Below are 15625 nucleotides of genomic sequence, written 5' to 3' on the forward strand. Positions count from 1 at the left end.
TTCCTCCAGTTTTTATAATTCTATATCTTTATAATCGAATGTGGTATAAGTATATCTACTTTCATTTGCTTTATTATTATGCAATAATTCTAGATTCCATATAATATTGGCTAAAACCTTCCTTAAAGAAAATACCCCCCCACTTTTTGAACCTATATAAATATCTGCACTCGTTGTATTAACAGGTGAAATTCTCGATTTCAATACGTCTATATAAAATCCATTGCTTTCTCCTACTCCTCCGCTCATAACTATCTTATCGGCTAGGAAACTTACTTTATCTGTTTTTGGGAAAATCCTCATCCCAACAAACGTTCCAGCATTTGGATCAAATGTGTTATTTCTGTTTCCACCTAACACAACGCTTGATTCTGTGTAAGTAATATCATTTACAAAGTTTAAAAATGTTGTTTGCCCATTGTAACGTCTAAATAGAACATTTCCACTCTCTTTAAACTCAATAGATGCGTTAGATTTTAATATCATAGAGTTATTATTTAAATCCCATTTCATATTTCCATTAGTTGATTGGATATAATCCCCACTTCCTCTAGTGAAATCAAAATTCACAGTTTGTAGATTTTTAATGAATGCATCTTGTGCCCAAAGCTTATTAATGAAAGCTTTATGTGCCACAAACTCATCTATCATTGCATCATCTACAAGTAAATGACCAACTTTTACTGCCTTAGCAGCAATAATTTCTGAAGTTATACTTCTTGCTTTGTGGTGTCCAGTTTCAAGCGTGTTAGCTTTAACGTGTCTTCCTTCGATTGAACCATCTACGATAAGTTCCGCACTTTTCTTTTTACCTACAAATAATTTTTTCAAATGAAACCTATAAAAATCGCTAAATTTATTTTGAAAAATTAAAGGTTCTATATATTCAATTTCTTTTATCGATTCCACTTTCACTTTTACAGAAGTGCTTGTTTCTAAAGTTTCTAAATTAGGTGATGGAAATTCCGAATTAAACCAACTATCAGTTCCATCTTTATATTTTACATGTATTGATGCATAAAGCGTAGGTGGATCAAAATCAATTATAGAAACTTTAAATTGATATTCTCCTTCTAAATCAACATTTCTCCCATAAATTTTATTTAAGAAACCATTTCTAACGTTTAAAATAAAAATATCTCTATGTTCAGGCAATACTAAATTCTCATTAGTTGGTGTGATTACTAATCTATCAGTTATTGCTTTAATACTATCAGGACTTACTGACAACATACTAGCAAGGTTTCTTCCGTCAAAAACTTGATTTGAACCAAAGTTAATTCCATCAGCACCTACTCGCAGTTGTGAGTGTCTTACAGTATCATTTAAGCCACTACTAACAGTATTTAATGTTTCTGTAGCAGTTTGTTTCCACGTGCTTAACTCATTGACACTTTGTTCTACATCTTCTGGGGCTGGTGTCCAGTCGGTAGCTATATTTCCTTTTTCTAATTTGATATTATCAATATAAAAATTGATAAGTTTATTATTTTGAGTGTGTATCATCAATCGACATCGATTCATATCAGAGCCAATTGTAAATGTTTTTGTAATTCGTTTATATTTTCTAACTTCAAAATTTTGAGTTGCTAAGTCTAGCGTTTGCCATTCTTGGTTAACTATATTATTGTCAACGATATAATGTAAACCTATAAATAAAATAGCATTGTTATTTAATGCATCTTTTCCTAAATCCATTGATAAGGTTAATTTCTCACCTTGTTTTGCTGTTAAGTTAAACATAGTTCCTAAACCTTTATAATCTCCGTTAGGTGTACCCCAAATATGCAATCCTCTTCCAAAATTAGTTATTGCGTGTCCTTTTTGCCAATTTAAACCACTATTATTTAATCTAGCCATTTCCCAGCTTTCTAAATCTTTAGCAAAGTTAGAATTAAGTATATAATTTCTTCCACCTACACTAGTTGGGATACTTTCCCTTACATTACTAATCTCACGACTGAAACTATTAGCTGTTTCTTGCACTTTATTTTCAACAACAGACGTAGTTATATATCTTTTGTTGTTTACCCAACGTTCAATACTACGTCTTTCTGTAGCTAGTTGATTAGCTGTGTTATTTTGAACCCAAATTTGTAAATTAGCTGTTCTTACTCCGTCTTGATTCTTGTAGTTTTCTAACGCTGTTAATTGGTTGGTTATCTCTCTGGCACTCTCTGTAAACTTGCTACTAAATTCTGTGTTCTTAACAAAACCTTTATTATCAATTATTCTATTAATTTCAGTTCTTTCACGGCTTAATTGACTAGCAGTATCGTTTTGAATCCATTGTTTCAAGTTTTCAGTTCTACTTTCATCTTGATTTTTGTATTCTTCTAAAGAACTAATCTTGCTTGTTAGTCCATCTACACCTTTAGTAAATTCAGCTTTAACTGCATTTAAACTATCTTCATTTTTCTTTTTAACGTCAGTAAATTCTCTAGTAATGCTAGTTTCAAGTTCTGTAACCTTACTAGTAGCACCGTTAACTAGTCCTCTAAGTTCTCTAACTGTTTCATTGTTAGAAATATCTTGAATGTTGTTTACTCTATCAGATAAGGCTTGAATTTGTTTAGTAGCTTCAACTCTGTTCTTGCTTATTTCTAAGTTTGTAGCTTGAAATTGTCTATTGTAGTTTTCAACGGTTGTTGATACTTGGTCTCTAATAGGTGCTAGTTTCTCATCAAAGGTTTCACCCATTTTTCGGATTTTTTCTTCGCTACTTAATAAGGTTTTTTCATAAGCATCTTTAACCTTATCTTCAATAACTTTAGATTTTTCTTTAAAGAATCTGTCGTATGCTGCTTCTTGTTCGGCAACTAGGGCATTTATTCTAGCAATTACTGAATCATTTTGTGCTTGTAGTGATTCTAATTTAGCTGAAGTACTATCTGTGAAACTACTTCTACTATCCCCTACTTCTATTTCGTGATTTTCTTCAAGGATAACATCCCAAATTACCTTAACGACTTTCGCATTTTCATTTAATATCCCTAGCTCGTTGTAATAAACCTTTAATCTGTCGCATAAATCTATCTGTTCAAGTGCTGGGTTATCAAATATTCCCTCAACTTTTGATAAGTCTTGGTAGTTGATCTTTAAGTTAGTTTTCGGTACACCTACATTATTACTTTTAATGTAACTTTTAGCTTTACTTCTTAACTGCTCCACCGTTTTTAAGTTTTCATCACTTGAAAAATCAATTTTTAAAATTCTTCTATGTGTGAATTTATTTAAGTGTGTGCTATCAAGTAGTATTTCTGGCAATGTTATTAATTGCTCCCTGTTATTATCATCAGTATATTTTTTAAAAGGAAAGACCGAAGTGTAAGTTTCAAGTATGGATTGTTCTTGTTCTAAGTCTAACAAGTTTTTACCATAAGCAATTATGGTTGGGTTATCAATTCCCATACTTTTATGAAGCGTGATATTTAAGTTATTAAACTCATACTCACCGCCCCAAACATCAAGAATTGAACCTGCTTTACCTCCTAAAGCGTCACGGGCGTTCTCAATATTTTCAACTTTCCATGTTGTTGAATTTAACGTGCTAATATCAGATTGCACGAAGAACTCCTCACGACTATCTAACAAGTTATCTCGCCAGACTGTTAAAGCACCTACTGCACTAGCACTCGTTAATGTTATATCTGGTCTGATAGCATTCATTGTAGTTTTAACTTGTGATACGTGTTGGCAGTATATTTTAAAATCATTTTGTGTTTTAGTAATCTTTGAAACTATAAAACGTTGATTTTTAGTTCTGTAACCTGCGTCTGCTTTGACTATCATCCCTTCTTTGATTTTATCAACGTCTTTACCATTGACTGGATAATCAAATTCAAGAATATATATCCCGTTTCTTTCTCTTGAAACGTAGCATTTAGAAGCGTCAGATAAAACTGACACTCCCAAATGTTCAAAGTTAGTTTCATTTGCTTTATATAGTATAGGATAAGCCATTAAACTAGTGCCTCCCATCTTGGGGTTATTTCAACAACAAATGAGTTGTTGTCCCATGAAATCCTGTTATCACCTATTTCAAGGTGTGGAAATGGATATGTGAACACTTTATCGTACTGCGGTTCTTTGTTGTCCCAATGAGCGGACTGTGTTTCACAGTCAATTATAATGTGTCCACTAACCCCTTTTAACCTAAATATTTGAGAATTAATATTTAAGTTAATATCTCCAGTTCCTCTTAATTTAATTAGTGGATTAGCTTCTCTTCGTTCTGGGTTTCTTAGAATTTGACCATTAGAAACTGTTATCTTACTAAGTCCTGTTTTCAAGTATTTAATAGGGTGTAATTTAAAATTTAAGATACATTTTTTCTTACTAGTTAATGTTCCTTCAATTTTAAATGTTTCATAAAAGTATGCTTTATAAAGATACTCACTATCCCAACTGCAACCAAAATCATACCATCCAGGCTTTAAATTTATAATACGATCGTTTAATTTATTAATTATGCTTTGAACATCTACTTTCTCATCGTAGATTTTAAATGGAAATGCTCTTTCAATTACAGTCAGTCGTTTATTATCTTTAATCTTAGCACCGTTCACACCGTCTATTTCTACTAATTCCATAGAGTGAGAAGAAGATTCAAACTCTATTTCATCTACTAATCTTAATCCCAACTCCTTAGTATTCAGTTGATTGTAAGTGATATATTTAGTTATCATAATCTGTCTTTCTCCTCCTTAATTAAGAATTTTATTTGCTCGTAAAGTTTACGAACATCTTCTTCAGAATTTGTACTTAAATTCTCTATGTGAAGCAATGCTCCAAAGTTGCTTGTTTTGTTGTTAGTAACGTTGTTACTACTTCCTCCAGCTGTTGCAAATGATGGAACACCTTTAAAACTTAACATGTTTTCAGGCACAAAGTTAGGTTTGAACTTATCAATTGCACGTTGATAAACGTCGAAAGCTTTATCTAACGCTGGCATATTTTTAACCATACCAGTAGCAACCCCACTTGTTAAGTGGCGACCTGTTCTTTTTTGTGTAAGCCTTGATGGTGAGTGAATTTGAGCCTTAGCTCTCAACGCCCTATCAACCTCGTCGACTATTGCATTTGCTGCAGCAGTCACCGCACCTAAGGCTGAATACATACCTTCAGCAACACCGTTACTTACTTGTGCTCCCACGTTATAAGCAACTGGCACAATACTTTGACCCACGCTTTGAACAATATTCTTGATACTTTCCATCGCTGAACGGACGTTGCCTTCGTTACTTCTTAACCCCTCAGCGATATTTTTTCCTGCTTCTTCACCTGCTCTACGTCCTTCTTGTGCCATTTGAGAGGCTGTTTGTTGAAGTGTAGATACAAATTGTTGACATGTACTTTGAATAGACCCTAAGGCACTATTCATAGCTGAAGAAATGGCTCCAGCTAAACTGTTCATTGCTCCACTTATGCTTGCGACCATACCAGATACTGTTGCTCCAACTGATGAAATCGAAGTACCCATCTGATTAATCTGACCTGCTACGCTAGTTGATGTACTTCCCACTTGAGATAATGCGCTGGTTAAACCACTAACTACACCAGTTAATGCACCGATTGAAGCTGAAGTTGTTCCAAAACTTACTGCTAAGCTTGAAAGCACAATACCAAATGCACCAATTGATACAGTTACAGAACTTACCGCTGTTCCAATGCTTGTAATCTGACTATTGAAAGCACTAATTGAACCACTAGCAGTCATAAGTCCAGCTAATGAAGTAGTAATGTTAGTACTAAATAATTGAACGGCTGTTGAAGTTGTAATTAAGATAGGTGGTAAAGCATTTAATGAAGTAGTTAAGCTTGTGATTAATGTTGGTAAGGCAGTAAATGCTCCTTGAACGGCAGTTGCCGCTTGTCCTAACATTGATAAACCACTAGCCATTGTTTGCATACCAGCTCCAGCCGTTGTCATTTCTCCAGCGTGAGCTGTTATTGCACCTACTCCAGTTGCCGTTGCTGTTAATGTAGCAACTAAATCACCTAAACTTAAATCAACAAGTGTCTTCACTCCCTCGGCAAATAACCTAAACCCGTTACCTGCTTTTTCAGCTGATTCACCAATACTTTTAATAACGTTCGCTACTCCATCAAGTACATTCTTAATTGCGCCACCGATTGAATCGATTACTTCTTTAACTCCGTCACACACATTTTTTACTGCATTACCGAATTTTTCAAAGGCTGTTCCAACACCCTCTAATACTGATTTTATTGAATTACCTACAGATTCAATCACGGAACCTACACCCTCAAGAGCTGACTTAATAGCATTACCAACGGAATCAATAATGCTTGCTACTCCTTGTAAGGCTGATTGAATAGCAGTACCAACTGAAGTAATTACAGTTCCAACTCCCTCAAGAGCCAATCTTACTCCATTTCCAAAACCAGTAAAGGCTGAACCTAACCCCTCAAGCACTGACTTAATGGCAGTACCTACAGATTGAATTACAGATCCAATTCCCTCAAATACTAATCTTATTCCATTACCTACACTCTCAATTGCTGTCCCAACTGATTGAATAACGCTACCTAATGAAACTAAAACGGCTGATAATCCAGTACCTAATGCAATAATCACTTGTGACACGGCACTTCCTAAGGCTTGAAAGACCTTAGCAACTCCATCACCTTGAGTTCCTAAAAGTGCAAGACCAGCACACACCAAAAGAATGGCACCACCCAATGCAAGCCACGTTGGTGGTGGCACTAGAGCAATGGCACTTGCCAGACCTCTAAAAGCGATGGATAATCCAGTTCCTATACCTTGTGCAGCAGTTGAAATTCCAGTACCTAAAGCAGTAAGAACGGACGGAACTCCGCTCAATGCTGTTTTGATACCCTCACCAATTCCCTTAGCTGCAGTACTTATTCCTTTTCCTGCTGATTCTAGTACTTTTCCTAAACTCTCTATTATTTGAGATACAGTACTTTTAGTTTCTTTAGTTTTTTTCGTTACTTCATCTAGTGACTCAGTAGCGTTTTTCTTGAATAACTTAAACGGGTTCAACCCCTTAATTAAATCAAGTCCTTTAGTTGCCAACTTGATGGCTTTAAGAGAACCAACGATACCTAACAATGAGTAAGCAATGGCACTAATCACACTAGGTGGAAGTGAAGCTATTAATTTAGCAAAACCACTAACCACTTTCGCTACTACGTTAACGATTAAACCTAAAGCATGTGCAAATGTGCTAATTGCTCCACTATTTGACAAAGCTGTAACAAGGTTAGTTACTGCCTTTTGAATGTTTTTAAAAGCATTTAAAACGGCGCTTATTGCTCCGCTATCATTCAACCCTTTCCACAGTTCCTTAGCAACTGTTACAACATTTTTAATTGAAGTAGCTATTCCATTAACTACTCCATCAATATCAATGCTTTCTAAGAAACTACCTAATTTTTCAGCAAAGTTCCCAAAGTCTACTTTGTCTAGTGCGTCTGCAATACCTGAAATAGCTTTAATTCCGAACTTATTCACTTTCTCAAACGCTGGTTGAAGTTTGTTAGCTAAACTTTCTTTCGCTCCATCGATTGCTTGGTCTATAGTTTTAAACTCGGTCGCCATTTTACTGAAATCAGCATTGTTACCAACTTTCTTAATAGCGTTGAAAAAATCTTCAGTTTTGATTTTACCGTCTTGAACACCTTTAACAAGTTCTTCTAAAGACATCCCCATTTCCTTGGCAATTGCCGCCATACCTGCTGGGGTTTGTTCAAGCATAAGTTTAAAATCTTGCCACGCTACTTTTGGCTTCGCCGCCATCTGTGTAGCTTGTTGTGATAGTGTCTTCATGGCTTGTTTTGGATTTTCTGCCGCTGCTGCTAACCCACCAAAACCAGTTACAAGTTTATCAGTTTCTTTTATCCCTACTGCTGCTAACTGCGAATAGGTTTGTGCCATATCTGAAGCACTGTAAATAGTCTTGGTGGCATAATCTTGCATAACGCCCTTAGCTTGTGCGATTTCTTCCTTAGACTTACCAATCATTGACATGTTGCCTTCAAAAGTTTTCCAGGCTTTCGCTGAACTGTTTAATTCAGTTACCATTCCTCGTATTCCGTTAGAAATACCACTAATACCTGCCGTTATCCCAGCACTTACTAAATTAGCACCTAACACACTTTTAAATACTGAACCTGCCTTAGTTCCAGCACTTTCAAGTCCGTTTAAGGCACTTTTTAACCGTCCGATACCAGAGGTGGCACCCTTTTCGTTCAAGTCAACATCTATTTTAACTTTTCCTTCTGCCATATATTAACCTCCTTTCTTTTAAACTAATCATTGATAGGAAGTTCATATTGACGTTGTAGTTTTCGCATGTGCTCCTTATATTCAGAGCTATCATGTTTTGATGGTTTGTAAGACCTAATCTTTACAACTTCCATAAATTTAGTATTTTCTGGAAGTCCATTTAATAAGGCATTAAACTTTCTCCAATGCAATTTACCTTGCATTTCTATTAAATCAATATTGTATGCTTGCAAAAAAGAAGCAAAGATATAGTCTGAATCATATTTCAAACTATATAATTGCTCCTGTTCTTCTTCTGTTTCCTTAACTGGCATAGGGTTTCCAGCTAAATCATATTCTACTGAATTAAATTCCTCATTCTTGATATGCTCTTTTATTACTTCGTCTAAAAATAAAACTACGTCCTCAATCGAGTATTTCTCAAATGATTTTCCCGTTAGCATTATCATTGCAAAATGTGCTTTCTGATAATCTTCAAGATCACTAGAATTTAACATATCAAACAACCTAATTACATTATCAAAGCTAAGATTAAGCTTATAAACTTCACTACCAACAATTAATTCATCTTCTAATTTATAAGCTAAATTAAGCATGGTCGATATTTAGATACTTAATAAGCTTATCTGGAGAATAACTGTTACCTAATTCTTGAGTTATTCCACGTAACGTTTGAAATACTGCTAGTAACGTTGGCATACAAGATTTGTTATATAAGTTATAAACTTTCTCAAAAGTTTCTTCATCGAATAAATCAATCCACAATTCTTTAGCTAAATCATAGATTAATTTAATATCTTCAGTTGTTCCTTTTAGTTCATCGATTATATCTTTAACCTTACCTGCTTTTTCTTCTACGTTTGCTAGTTTAATAACATTTTCATCACTAGTCACAAACTTTAATTCAAATTCTCCAAAATCAACTGGAATTACATTTTCAAATTTCTTAATTACTACCATGCTTAAATCCTCCTAAATTATGCTACCGCTGTTTGTTTTGGCAATGATACCCACTTAATCGTACATTCAAAGTTTTCAAAGTCACTAGCGTCACCATCTCCAGCTTTAATCTTAGAAACAATTGCTACTGCTTCCCACGCTGTTTTTCCGTCTGAAGATACCACCTTGAACCATACTTTCCTATCATCACCAACTTTATATCTAAGGTCAGCGATTAGTTTTTGTGCTTCATCTTCTACATCGAAGTTCCCCTCAAATGAGAACCCAGCTTTTACTGATTTTACTGTTTCTTCTGGTGTACCGTCTCCGTCGTACCATGCTACATCGTCAGTATCTTCATCTGTTTCGTCATTTACTGTTTTAATATATTTTGCTAACAGTTTGTACTGTTCTTTTGTTGGTGCTGTTGTAGCGTTCGCCTTATCAAAAGGTGCTACAAAATGTTTTCTTAATGCGTTCTTTTGTCTAGCCATTTAATATATCTCCTTCAATTTCAATTTTTGCTACTATACGTAAAGTATAAATAAAATAATCTTGCTCATCACGTCCGTTAACTGCAGGCTTTCCAACCTCTAGTCCTAAGAAGCGATAAGTATTGTTTGCACTAGGTAATTGCAAATTAAATTCAGATAGTGCGGTGTGGATAGTCCACAATATAGAGTTAGCTTTTTGGTTGTCCATACACTTGATGGCAATTTCAAAAGGTAAACTAATTTCTTGTGTACCGTCCATAAATAACCGCTCTACCTTACCACCAGCAATTAAATTAACTACTAAATCATCTGATTCAATAAAATAATCTAATCTAGCTACTAATGGCAAATTTAAAGAATTAATATAATCACAAAGCACATCTTGAAAATCAATGTTATTAATCATCTTATTCCTAATCCTTTCTTAACTACTTCTTCCCAATTTCTCATGTTGCTGTTTGAAGCTTTTTCAGTCCACTTACTACCAGTTCCAGGGGTTGTATATTTTCTGAATCTAACAATTCCGTTTGTACCGAAAAACTGTGCTCTAGCATATACTGTTCCCCAAACGGCGCTACCATCATCAGCGTGACCAGTTGCTCTTAAAGTTCCTTTACCATCACTTGGCACATAGTTTTCACTGTCAATCACTATTTGATTAGCAACCATTGTTCTAGTATTTTTAATGTTCCCTGGACCGAACTTTCGCTCCATAGGCGATAAATCGTAAGATACTTTTAGTGACATCTAAATCACCGTTAACTCATAAGAGAACACTTTATTTCCAAAGTAATTCGTTTCAAAACTAATCACTTTGTAATCTCCGTGTTTATCTTTAATGTTAGCTTGTAACCAACTATCATCAACAACAACAACATTATTAAATTTAGGATAAATAAATAAGGTTCCCGATTTGTTCCTTGTGATATTTGTTAAGCTTTGTGTGTTTGTAGTCTTATCTATAGAACTTCTATCAAACCGAACAAATTTTATTTCAAACGGTTCTTTATATGTAATCTTCCCCCATTTGTCTTTCTCGCCTGCCAAACTTACAGTTACAGTATCAGTTAAAAGGCGCTTATCTATCATAGCAAACACCTCTATAACCGAACCCAACGCTTTTTAGTAAGTTCATCGTGTCTAATGCTAGATTATATTTACTAGCTTCAATTTTAGCTGGACTAGTTCCACTACTGCCATAATTAACAGTAGTTCTTCCAATACTCAAACTACCTAACGAATGTTTATCTTCAGCAGTAAGTATTCCAGTTTCATTCAAGTAGCGAATTTGATTAGCAATAGCAAGCTTTACTGCATGTTTTCTAGGTGGGAAATCATCTTCTAAATTGTTATTTTGATAGAAGTAGCTAGTGTATAAATCTACTGCCATTTCTGCCTTTATTTTTAATTCTGAAAATTCTTCAATCTCTGCAAAACCTAATTCTTTGTATTCTTCTAAAGTTAAATAACTCATTTTTTTAACCTCCTAAAAAGAGGCTGAATTACTCAACCTCTTTAGTTTCTTTTTTCTCTTCTGCTGGAGCAGGTGCTGGAGTTACTTCTTTAACTTCTTCTTTTGGTTCTTCTTTTACTTCTTCAAGATTAGTTAAAGCTCCCTCACCTAATGATTTTAAAATTTCTTCAGCACGTTTTACTGTGATATCTAGTTCTGTACCTTTAGGCACTTGTTCATAAGTATCTTTATCTGTAAAATCTACATTTACTAAGTATTTAACCATTATTATTTCCTCCTATTATGCTAACGGTGTAGCACTTGTAACTTTAATAATTGCTTTCTTGTTATCATCAAGAACGAATGTACCACCTTTAGCAGCAGCTTGAAGTTTAACACCGTCAAAATCTTCAGCTTCTACAGTTCTAGCAGTTTCAATTCCGATGAATGGAATTACAATTCCATCTGGAGAAAAGATTGCAACAACATTATTTTCAAAGTATTGTTCAGGCACTACAACTAATTCAATGTTTTTATATTTTAATAAACCGTTAGAATCTAAATTTATATTTGAACCTTTTGATTTGTTTGTTGAAGCCATATCAATAATAGCATTATAAACTTGAGCTCTTACATAACATTTAATCGGTGCGTTGATTTCAGTATTAACCACATAAACGTTAACTTGGTTAAATAGTTTCTGAATACTAGCTTCATCAAGTTTAGCAAGTTCTTTTGTTTCTCCTGCATTTGTTGATAAGAATTTTCCGATTCTCTTGTTAATCTCTCTAGTTTGAGCTTCTGAGTGTAATCTTAAACGGTCTGCTACTGCTGCGTTTAAATCGTTATTAACTGTGTAACGGTCAATTCCCTCATGGATTGCTAGTGAGTAATCATAGTTTACTTCTGTGTCTGTGTAGATTACTTCTTTTAATTCACCAAAACGGCTTCCTGTTCCTGTTCCTGCTCCGAATACTTTTGTTGAATCAGCATTGTAAGTTCCTACTACTACTGGCGTATTGTTAGTTTTAACCATGAAAGCCTTAGTGTTGTGTTGTACTCCATCTAATGTTTGAATTGGAGCTAAGGCTCCTGCAAATGCTTTTTGCACACCGAAAATTGTAGATAACACTTTAGTATATTGCGGTGTGTAAACTCTTACTGGTAAATTATTATTGTTTGTTGTCATATTTTAAAATTCCTTTCTTTATTTCGTATATTGGTCTATTACTGCTTGGAACGGGTCGACCCCTGCTGTTCCGTTCCCGTTAGGGTTACCTCCAACTGTAATCTGAGGTGTAGTTGGTTGTTGTTCCTGTTCAAATAAGAAAGGTTTACTTTCTTTCAATGAACTAACCACCTCATCAAGTTTAGGTTTCCCGTCTTCTCCTAACTCAACCTTATCTACATCGATAAGTTTCATTAGAACGTCGCTATCGTGTGCTTTAACATCTTTTAATGCTAATGCGATAGCATTTGTTTTATTGATTTGTGCCAACTTGATATCACTATCTACCTTGAATTGGTTGTATTCTTCCTGTAATTTCTCTAAAGCCTGTTTAGCTTCTGAATTAACATCATTACTTTTAGTTAACTCTTCAAGTTTATTTTTTTGTGATTCAAGTTGTTCTTTTAATGTGTCATTCTCAGCAGTTAGTTCTAACTTCACTTGTTGCTTTGCTTTCTCTAAACCTGCACCGTACGCTTGCATGATTTTATCGATTGCGTCCTTATCAACTACTCCTGCTTCGATTAACATATCTCGTTTTAAGCTCATAATTTAAGCTCCTTTCGTTTTACGTCCTGTAGACTGAATTTTTAGCACTTTAACACCGTGCAAGGCATAAAAAAATAAGCCTTTTAACGTCATACTCAGGACGAAAGATTAGTATTTTCTGATAACAACTGGATTCTTTTCTATAAGGTTCTTTCTACCAGCCTTTAAAGTATTTTCTCTTAACTTTAATTTAGCTTGTAGTTCGTTATCTTGTAATTCTTTAGCTAATCTTTGTTTATCTTTATTTATTTTTATTTCACGGTCAAAAGCTTTTAATCTTGCTTTATCGAGAGCGTTTTGTTTCGCTTGTTCCTCGGTTAGATTCTCTAAATACTCTGGCAATTGGGGTTTATAATTTACACCAACTACAAAAGGTGTCAGATAGTGTCCACAGTTGATTCCTAAGCAACCACCGGGGCTACCATATCCATAATCTGGTAAACTCAACACCCTTTCACCTTTTATAGTCCTTGCAACTCCTTTAGTTACTATTTGATGCTGCAATGGTGCACACAATTCTCTTGCACTAGACTTAGCACTGTAATAATAAGTGTCGATTCCTAAATCATCAGCGGGCCTTTCTCTCATTTCTCTATATACTCTGAAAGTTGTAGTCCGTATTACTGTTTGTGCATATCGCTCAACAGTCCACGTCCTACCTCCACTATCTTTAAATGCTGTGAACCCCCGTTGGTACATACTCATAACGGCTTCAGATAGTGCTTTTTCGTGAGTTTTTGTTCCACTTACTGCACTAGCTACTGCCTTTTCTAATGTATGCTTATAATTATTTTGTAGTGATCTTGGTAATGTAGTATTAATTAAATTATTAACCTCAAACATTGTTTGCTTAGCTAGTGAATCTAAACTATCTTGAACTAAATAATTAGGTTGTGCATTAGTTTTCAAAGCCTGTGCCAATTGTTGATAGCTGTCTTGATAAACTTTGTAACCCTCATTAGCAATTACATCACGGAAAACATCTTCAGCAACTCCGCTATATTTAGCTATAAGTTTTACATTTTCTTCTGTAATTAAATGCATATCGTTTAATTTTTCTAACTGCCATATATAAGGGTTATCTATTAAATCAGCCGTTCCACGTTTCTTTAATCGTCTGATTATATTAACCATAATATCCATTGTTAGTTCGTGATATAAACCTTCTACTTCTTTTGATTTTATCCAATAATTACCGTCATTATTCTTTAGCTCCATAGATTACCTCGTCTGTTTCATCTAGGTTCGGTTGCATTTCTTCATTGATTTCATTTAACATCTTGCTAGCTTCTTCATCAGTCACCCCTAATACTTTAGAAATGGCATATTGCTTACTAACAATTCCACTTGCTAAGGCTTTAACCCAATAATCAAGCTCTGCATTTCTATCTGTGAATACTCCATCATCAAGGTTAACTGATATATCTTCAAGCTTAGGTATTTCACCTTGATATATTCCATGTGCCTTACCTAACTCACAAATAGATACTACTAGTTCTTTGATTGAATGTTCTACTAGTGACACAATACTATTTCTTAATTGGAACGTGTCAGAGTTCTCACTAACAACTTCTGTTGCTGTCTTCATCGTTTTTCCGTCAAAACTAAACATTCCACCGCTAACACCTACTTGCATTTCAAACATTGCTAAGCCTTTGTTAATAGCTTTGATATAATCATCTGCTCTGATTGGTGTAGTTAAATCAACGATTTTACTTTCGTCAAGTCCACCACCTATTTGAACATAAACATTTTGATCAGTTTCAAATCTTCGTCTAGTTGTAAATTCACTACCTGACATAACAGTCATAGTTGTTAATCCCTCTGGAACTGCAACTCTACGTTGTCCCATCTTAATTTCCCACATAAACTCATCATAAGTTCTATTAATAAAATCAATTGTTGTTTTCGCATTGTCAAATATCGATAACCCCAACGGACTATTAATATCTTTATTGTTCATTCCTGGAGTTTTCAAGTAAGTAAATAACGGTCTAGTCAGTCCTTTAATCACTATGCTTTCCTCTAGGTCTTCATATAGTTCACTCAATAACACTTGACTACCAATTGTGCTTGAATTGTTTGACTTGTAAAGCTCATTTGTAATTGTTAAATCTTCATCGTTCCATTCGTGGAATTCAACTAATGTGTAATAAATATTTGTCTTACCTTGACTTTTAACAGTCTTAGTAATGATTGCTGCACTACTTACATCTTGCATGTTGCTTTGTAATGGTAAAAATACTGGTGCTTGAATAAATGCTACCTTAATTGTTTTACCATCAAAATATGGCCTCATTGCCATCCCACCCAAAGCCAAACAACTTTCAAGATATCTTTCAAAGTTTTTGTTAAATCTATCATTTAGCAAAACATCATTAACAAATTGATTAATCGTTTCATTATTCACCGTTATTTCAGCTTGTTCATTATAAACCAAACTAGCTATCTTCTTACAAGCTGTTCTTGCTAATGGTAAATGATTAAATTTTCTTGTTCGTTGCTCCCCGTCTGTATTTAGATAGGTTACATCGTTAAACTTACTTTGAAAGTATCTCAAATTGTTCTGAATCCTGTTGTATTCTTCCGAAGACACAACAATTTTCGGATGGTCTAATATGCTTGTTAAACTTCCTTGCATTGTATATTTGCTCCTTTTGAAAAAATCTTTAATAATTTGTATAATT

The 15625-nt window shown here is 34.4% G+C and carries 15 protein-coding genes; all 15 read right to left on the minus strand.

What is annotated here, in order from left to right:
• Positions 1-12: 12 nt before the first annotated feature.
• Positions 13-3963, minus strand: coding sequence for a phage tail spike protein (locus tag FOC48_RS05810; protein WP_003147057.1), 3951 nt, complete (start codon positions 3961-3963; stop codon positions 13-15).
• The gene (locus FOC48_RS05815) at positions 3963-4688 is read right to left on the minus strand and encodes a hypothetical protein (protein ID WP_003147058.1); all 726 of its coding nucleotides are present in this window, start codon (positions 4686-4688) and stop codon (positions 3963-3965) included. The genes FOC48_RS05810 and FOC48_RS05815 overlap by 1 nt, the downstream gene beginning before the upstream one ends.
• Entirely contained in the window at positions 4685-8275 is a 3591-nt protein-coding gene (locus FOC48_RS05820) for a tape measure protein (protein ID WP_003147060.1), read from the minus strand. The genes FOC48_RS05815 and FOC48_RS05820 overlap by 4 nt, the downstream gene beginning before the upstream one ends.
• Before the next feature lie 23 nt (positions 8276-8298).
• On the minus strand, positions 8299-8871 hold the full coding sequence (locus FOC48_RS05825; RefSeq protein ID WP_003147061.1) for a Gp15 family bacteriophage protein: 573 nt from the start codon (positions 8869-8871) through the stop codon (positions 8299-8301).
• Positions 8864-9235, minus strand: coding sequence for a hypothetical protein (locus FOC48_RS05830; protein ID WP_003147062.1), 372 nt, complete (start codon positions 9233-9235; stop codon positions 8864-8866). Before FOC48_RS05830 ends, FOC48_RS05825 begins: the two co-directional genes overlap by 8 nt.
• A gap of 17 nt (positions 9236-9252) precedes the next feature.
• Complete coding sequence (locus FOC48_RS05835) at positions 9253-9708, minus strand: phage tail tube protein (RefSeq protein ID WP_003147064.1); 456 nt, start codon at positions 9706-9708, stop codon at positions 9253-9255.
• On the minus strand, positions 9701-10114 hold the full coding sequence (locus FOC48_RS05840; RefSeq protein ID WP_003147066.1) for a minor capsid protein: 414 nt from the start codon (positions 10112-10114) through the stop codon (positions 9701-9703). Before FOC48_RS05840 ends, FOC48_RS05835 begins: the two co-directional genes overlap by 8 nt.
• Complete coding sequence (locus FOC48_RS05845; protein ID WP_003147067.1) at positions 10111-10455, minus strand: minor capsid protein; 345 nt, start codon at positions 10453-10455, stop codon at positions 10111-10113. Before FOC48_RS05845 ends, FOC48_RS05840 begins: the two co-directional genes overlap by 4 nt.
• Entirely contained in the window at positions 10456-10797 is a 342-nt protein-coding gene (locus FOC48_RS05850; protein ID WP_003147068.1) for a putative minor capsid protein, read from the minus strand.
• Positions 10787-11182 (minus strand): hypothetical protein, encoded by a 396-nt coding sequence (locus tag FOC48_RS05855; protein ID WP_003147069.1) that lies wholly within the window; start codon positions 11180-11182, stop codon positions 10787-10789. Before FOC48_RS05855 ends, FOC48_RS05850 begins: the two co-directional genes overlap by 11 nt.
• A gap of 28 nt (positions 11183-11210) precedes the next feature.
• On the minus strand, positions 11211-11447 hold the full coding sequence (locus FOC48_RS05860; RefSeq protein ID WP_003147070.1) for a hypothetical protein: 237 nt from the start codon (positions 11445-11447) through the stop codon (positions 11211-11213).
• Positions 11448-11462: 15 nt separating this feature from the next.
• A complete protein-coding gene (locus FOC48_RS05865) occupies positions 11463-12350 on the minus strand; it encodes a hypothetical protein (protein WP_003147071.1) in 888 nt (295 codons plus the stop codon).
• Positions 12351-12368: 18 nt separating this feature from the next.
• The gene (locus FOC48_RS05870) at positions 12369-12938 is read right to left on the minus strand and encodes a phage scaffolding protein (RefSeq protein ID WP_003147072.1); all 570 of its coding nucleotides are present in this window, start codon (positions 12936-12938) and stop codon (positions 12369-12371) included.
• 108 nt (positions 12939-13046) lie between these two features.
• On the minus strand, positions 13047-14156 hold the full coding sequence (locus FOC48_RS05875) for a phage minor capsid protein (protein ID WP_003147073.1): 1110 nt from the start codon (positions 14154-14156) through the stop codon (positions 13047-13049).
• Entirely contained in the window at positions 14140-15579 is a 1440-nt protein-coding gene (locus tag FOC48_RS05880) for a phage portal protein (protein ID WP_196792841.1), read from the minus strand. Before FOC48_RS05880 ends, FOC48_RS05875 begins: the two co-directional genes overlap by 17 nt.
• Between the last annotated feature and the right edge of the window lie 46 nt (positions 15580-15625).

Origin of the sequence: Gemella haemolysans (genome assembly GCF_012273215.1) — a bacterium.
In the GTDB taxonomy this organism is placed as follows: domain Bacteria; phylum Bacillota; class Bacilli; order Staphylococcales; family Gemellaceae; genus Gemella; species Gemella haemolysans_A.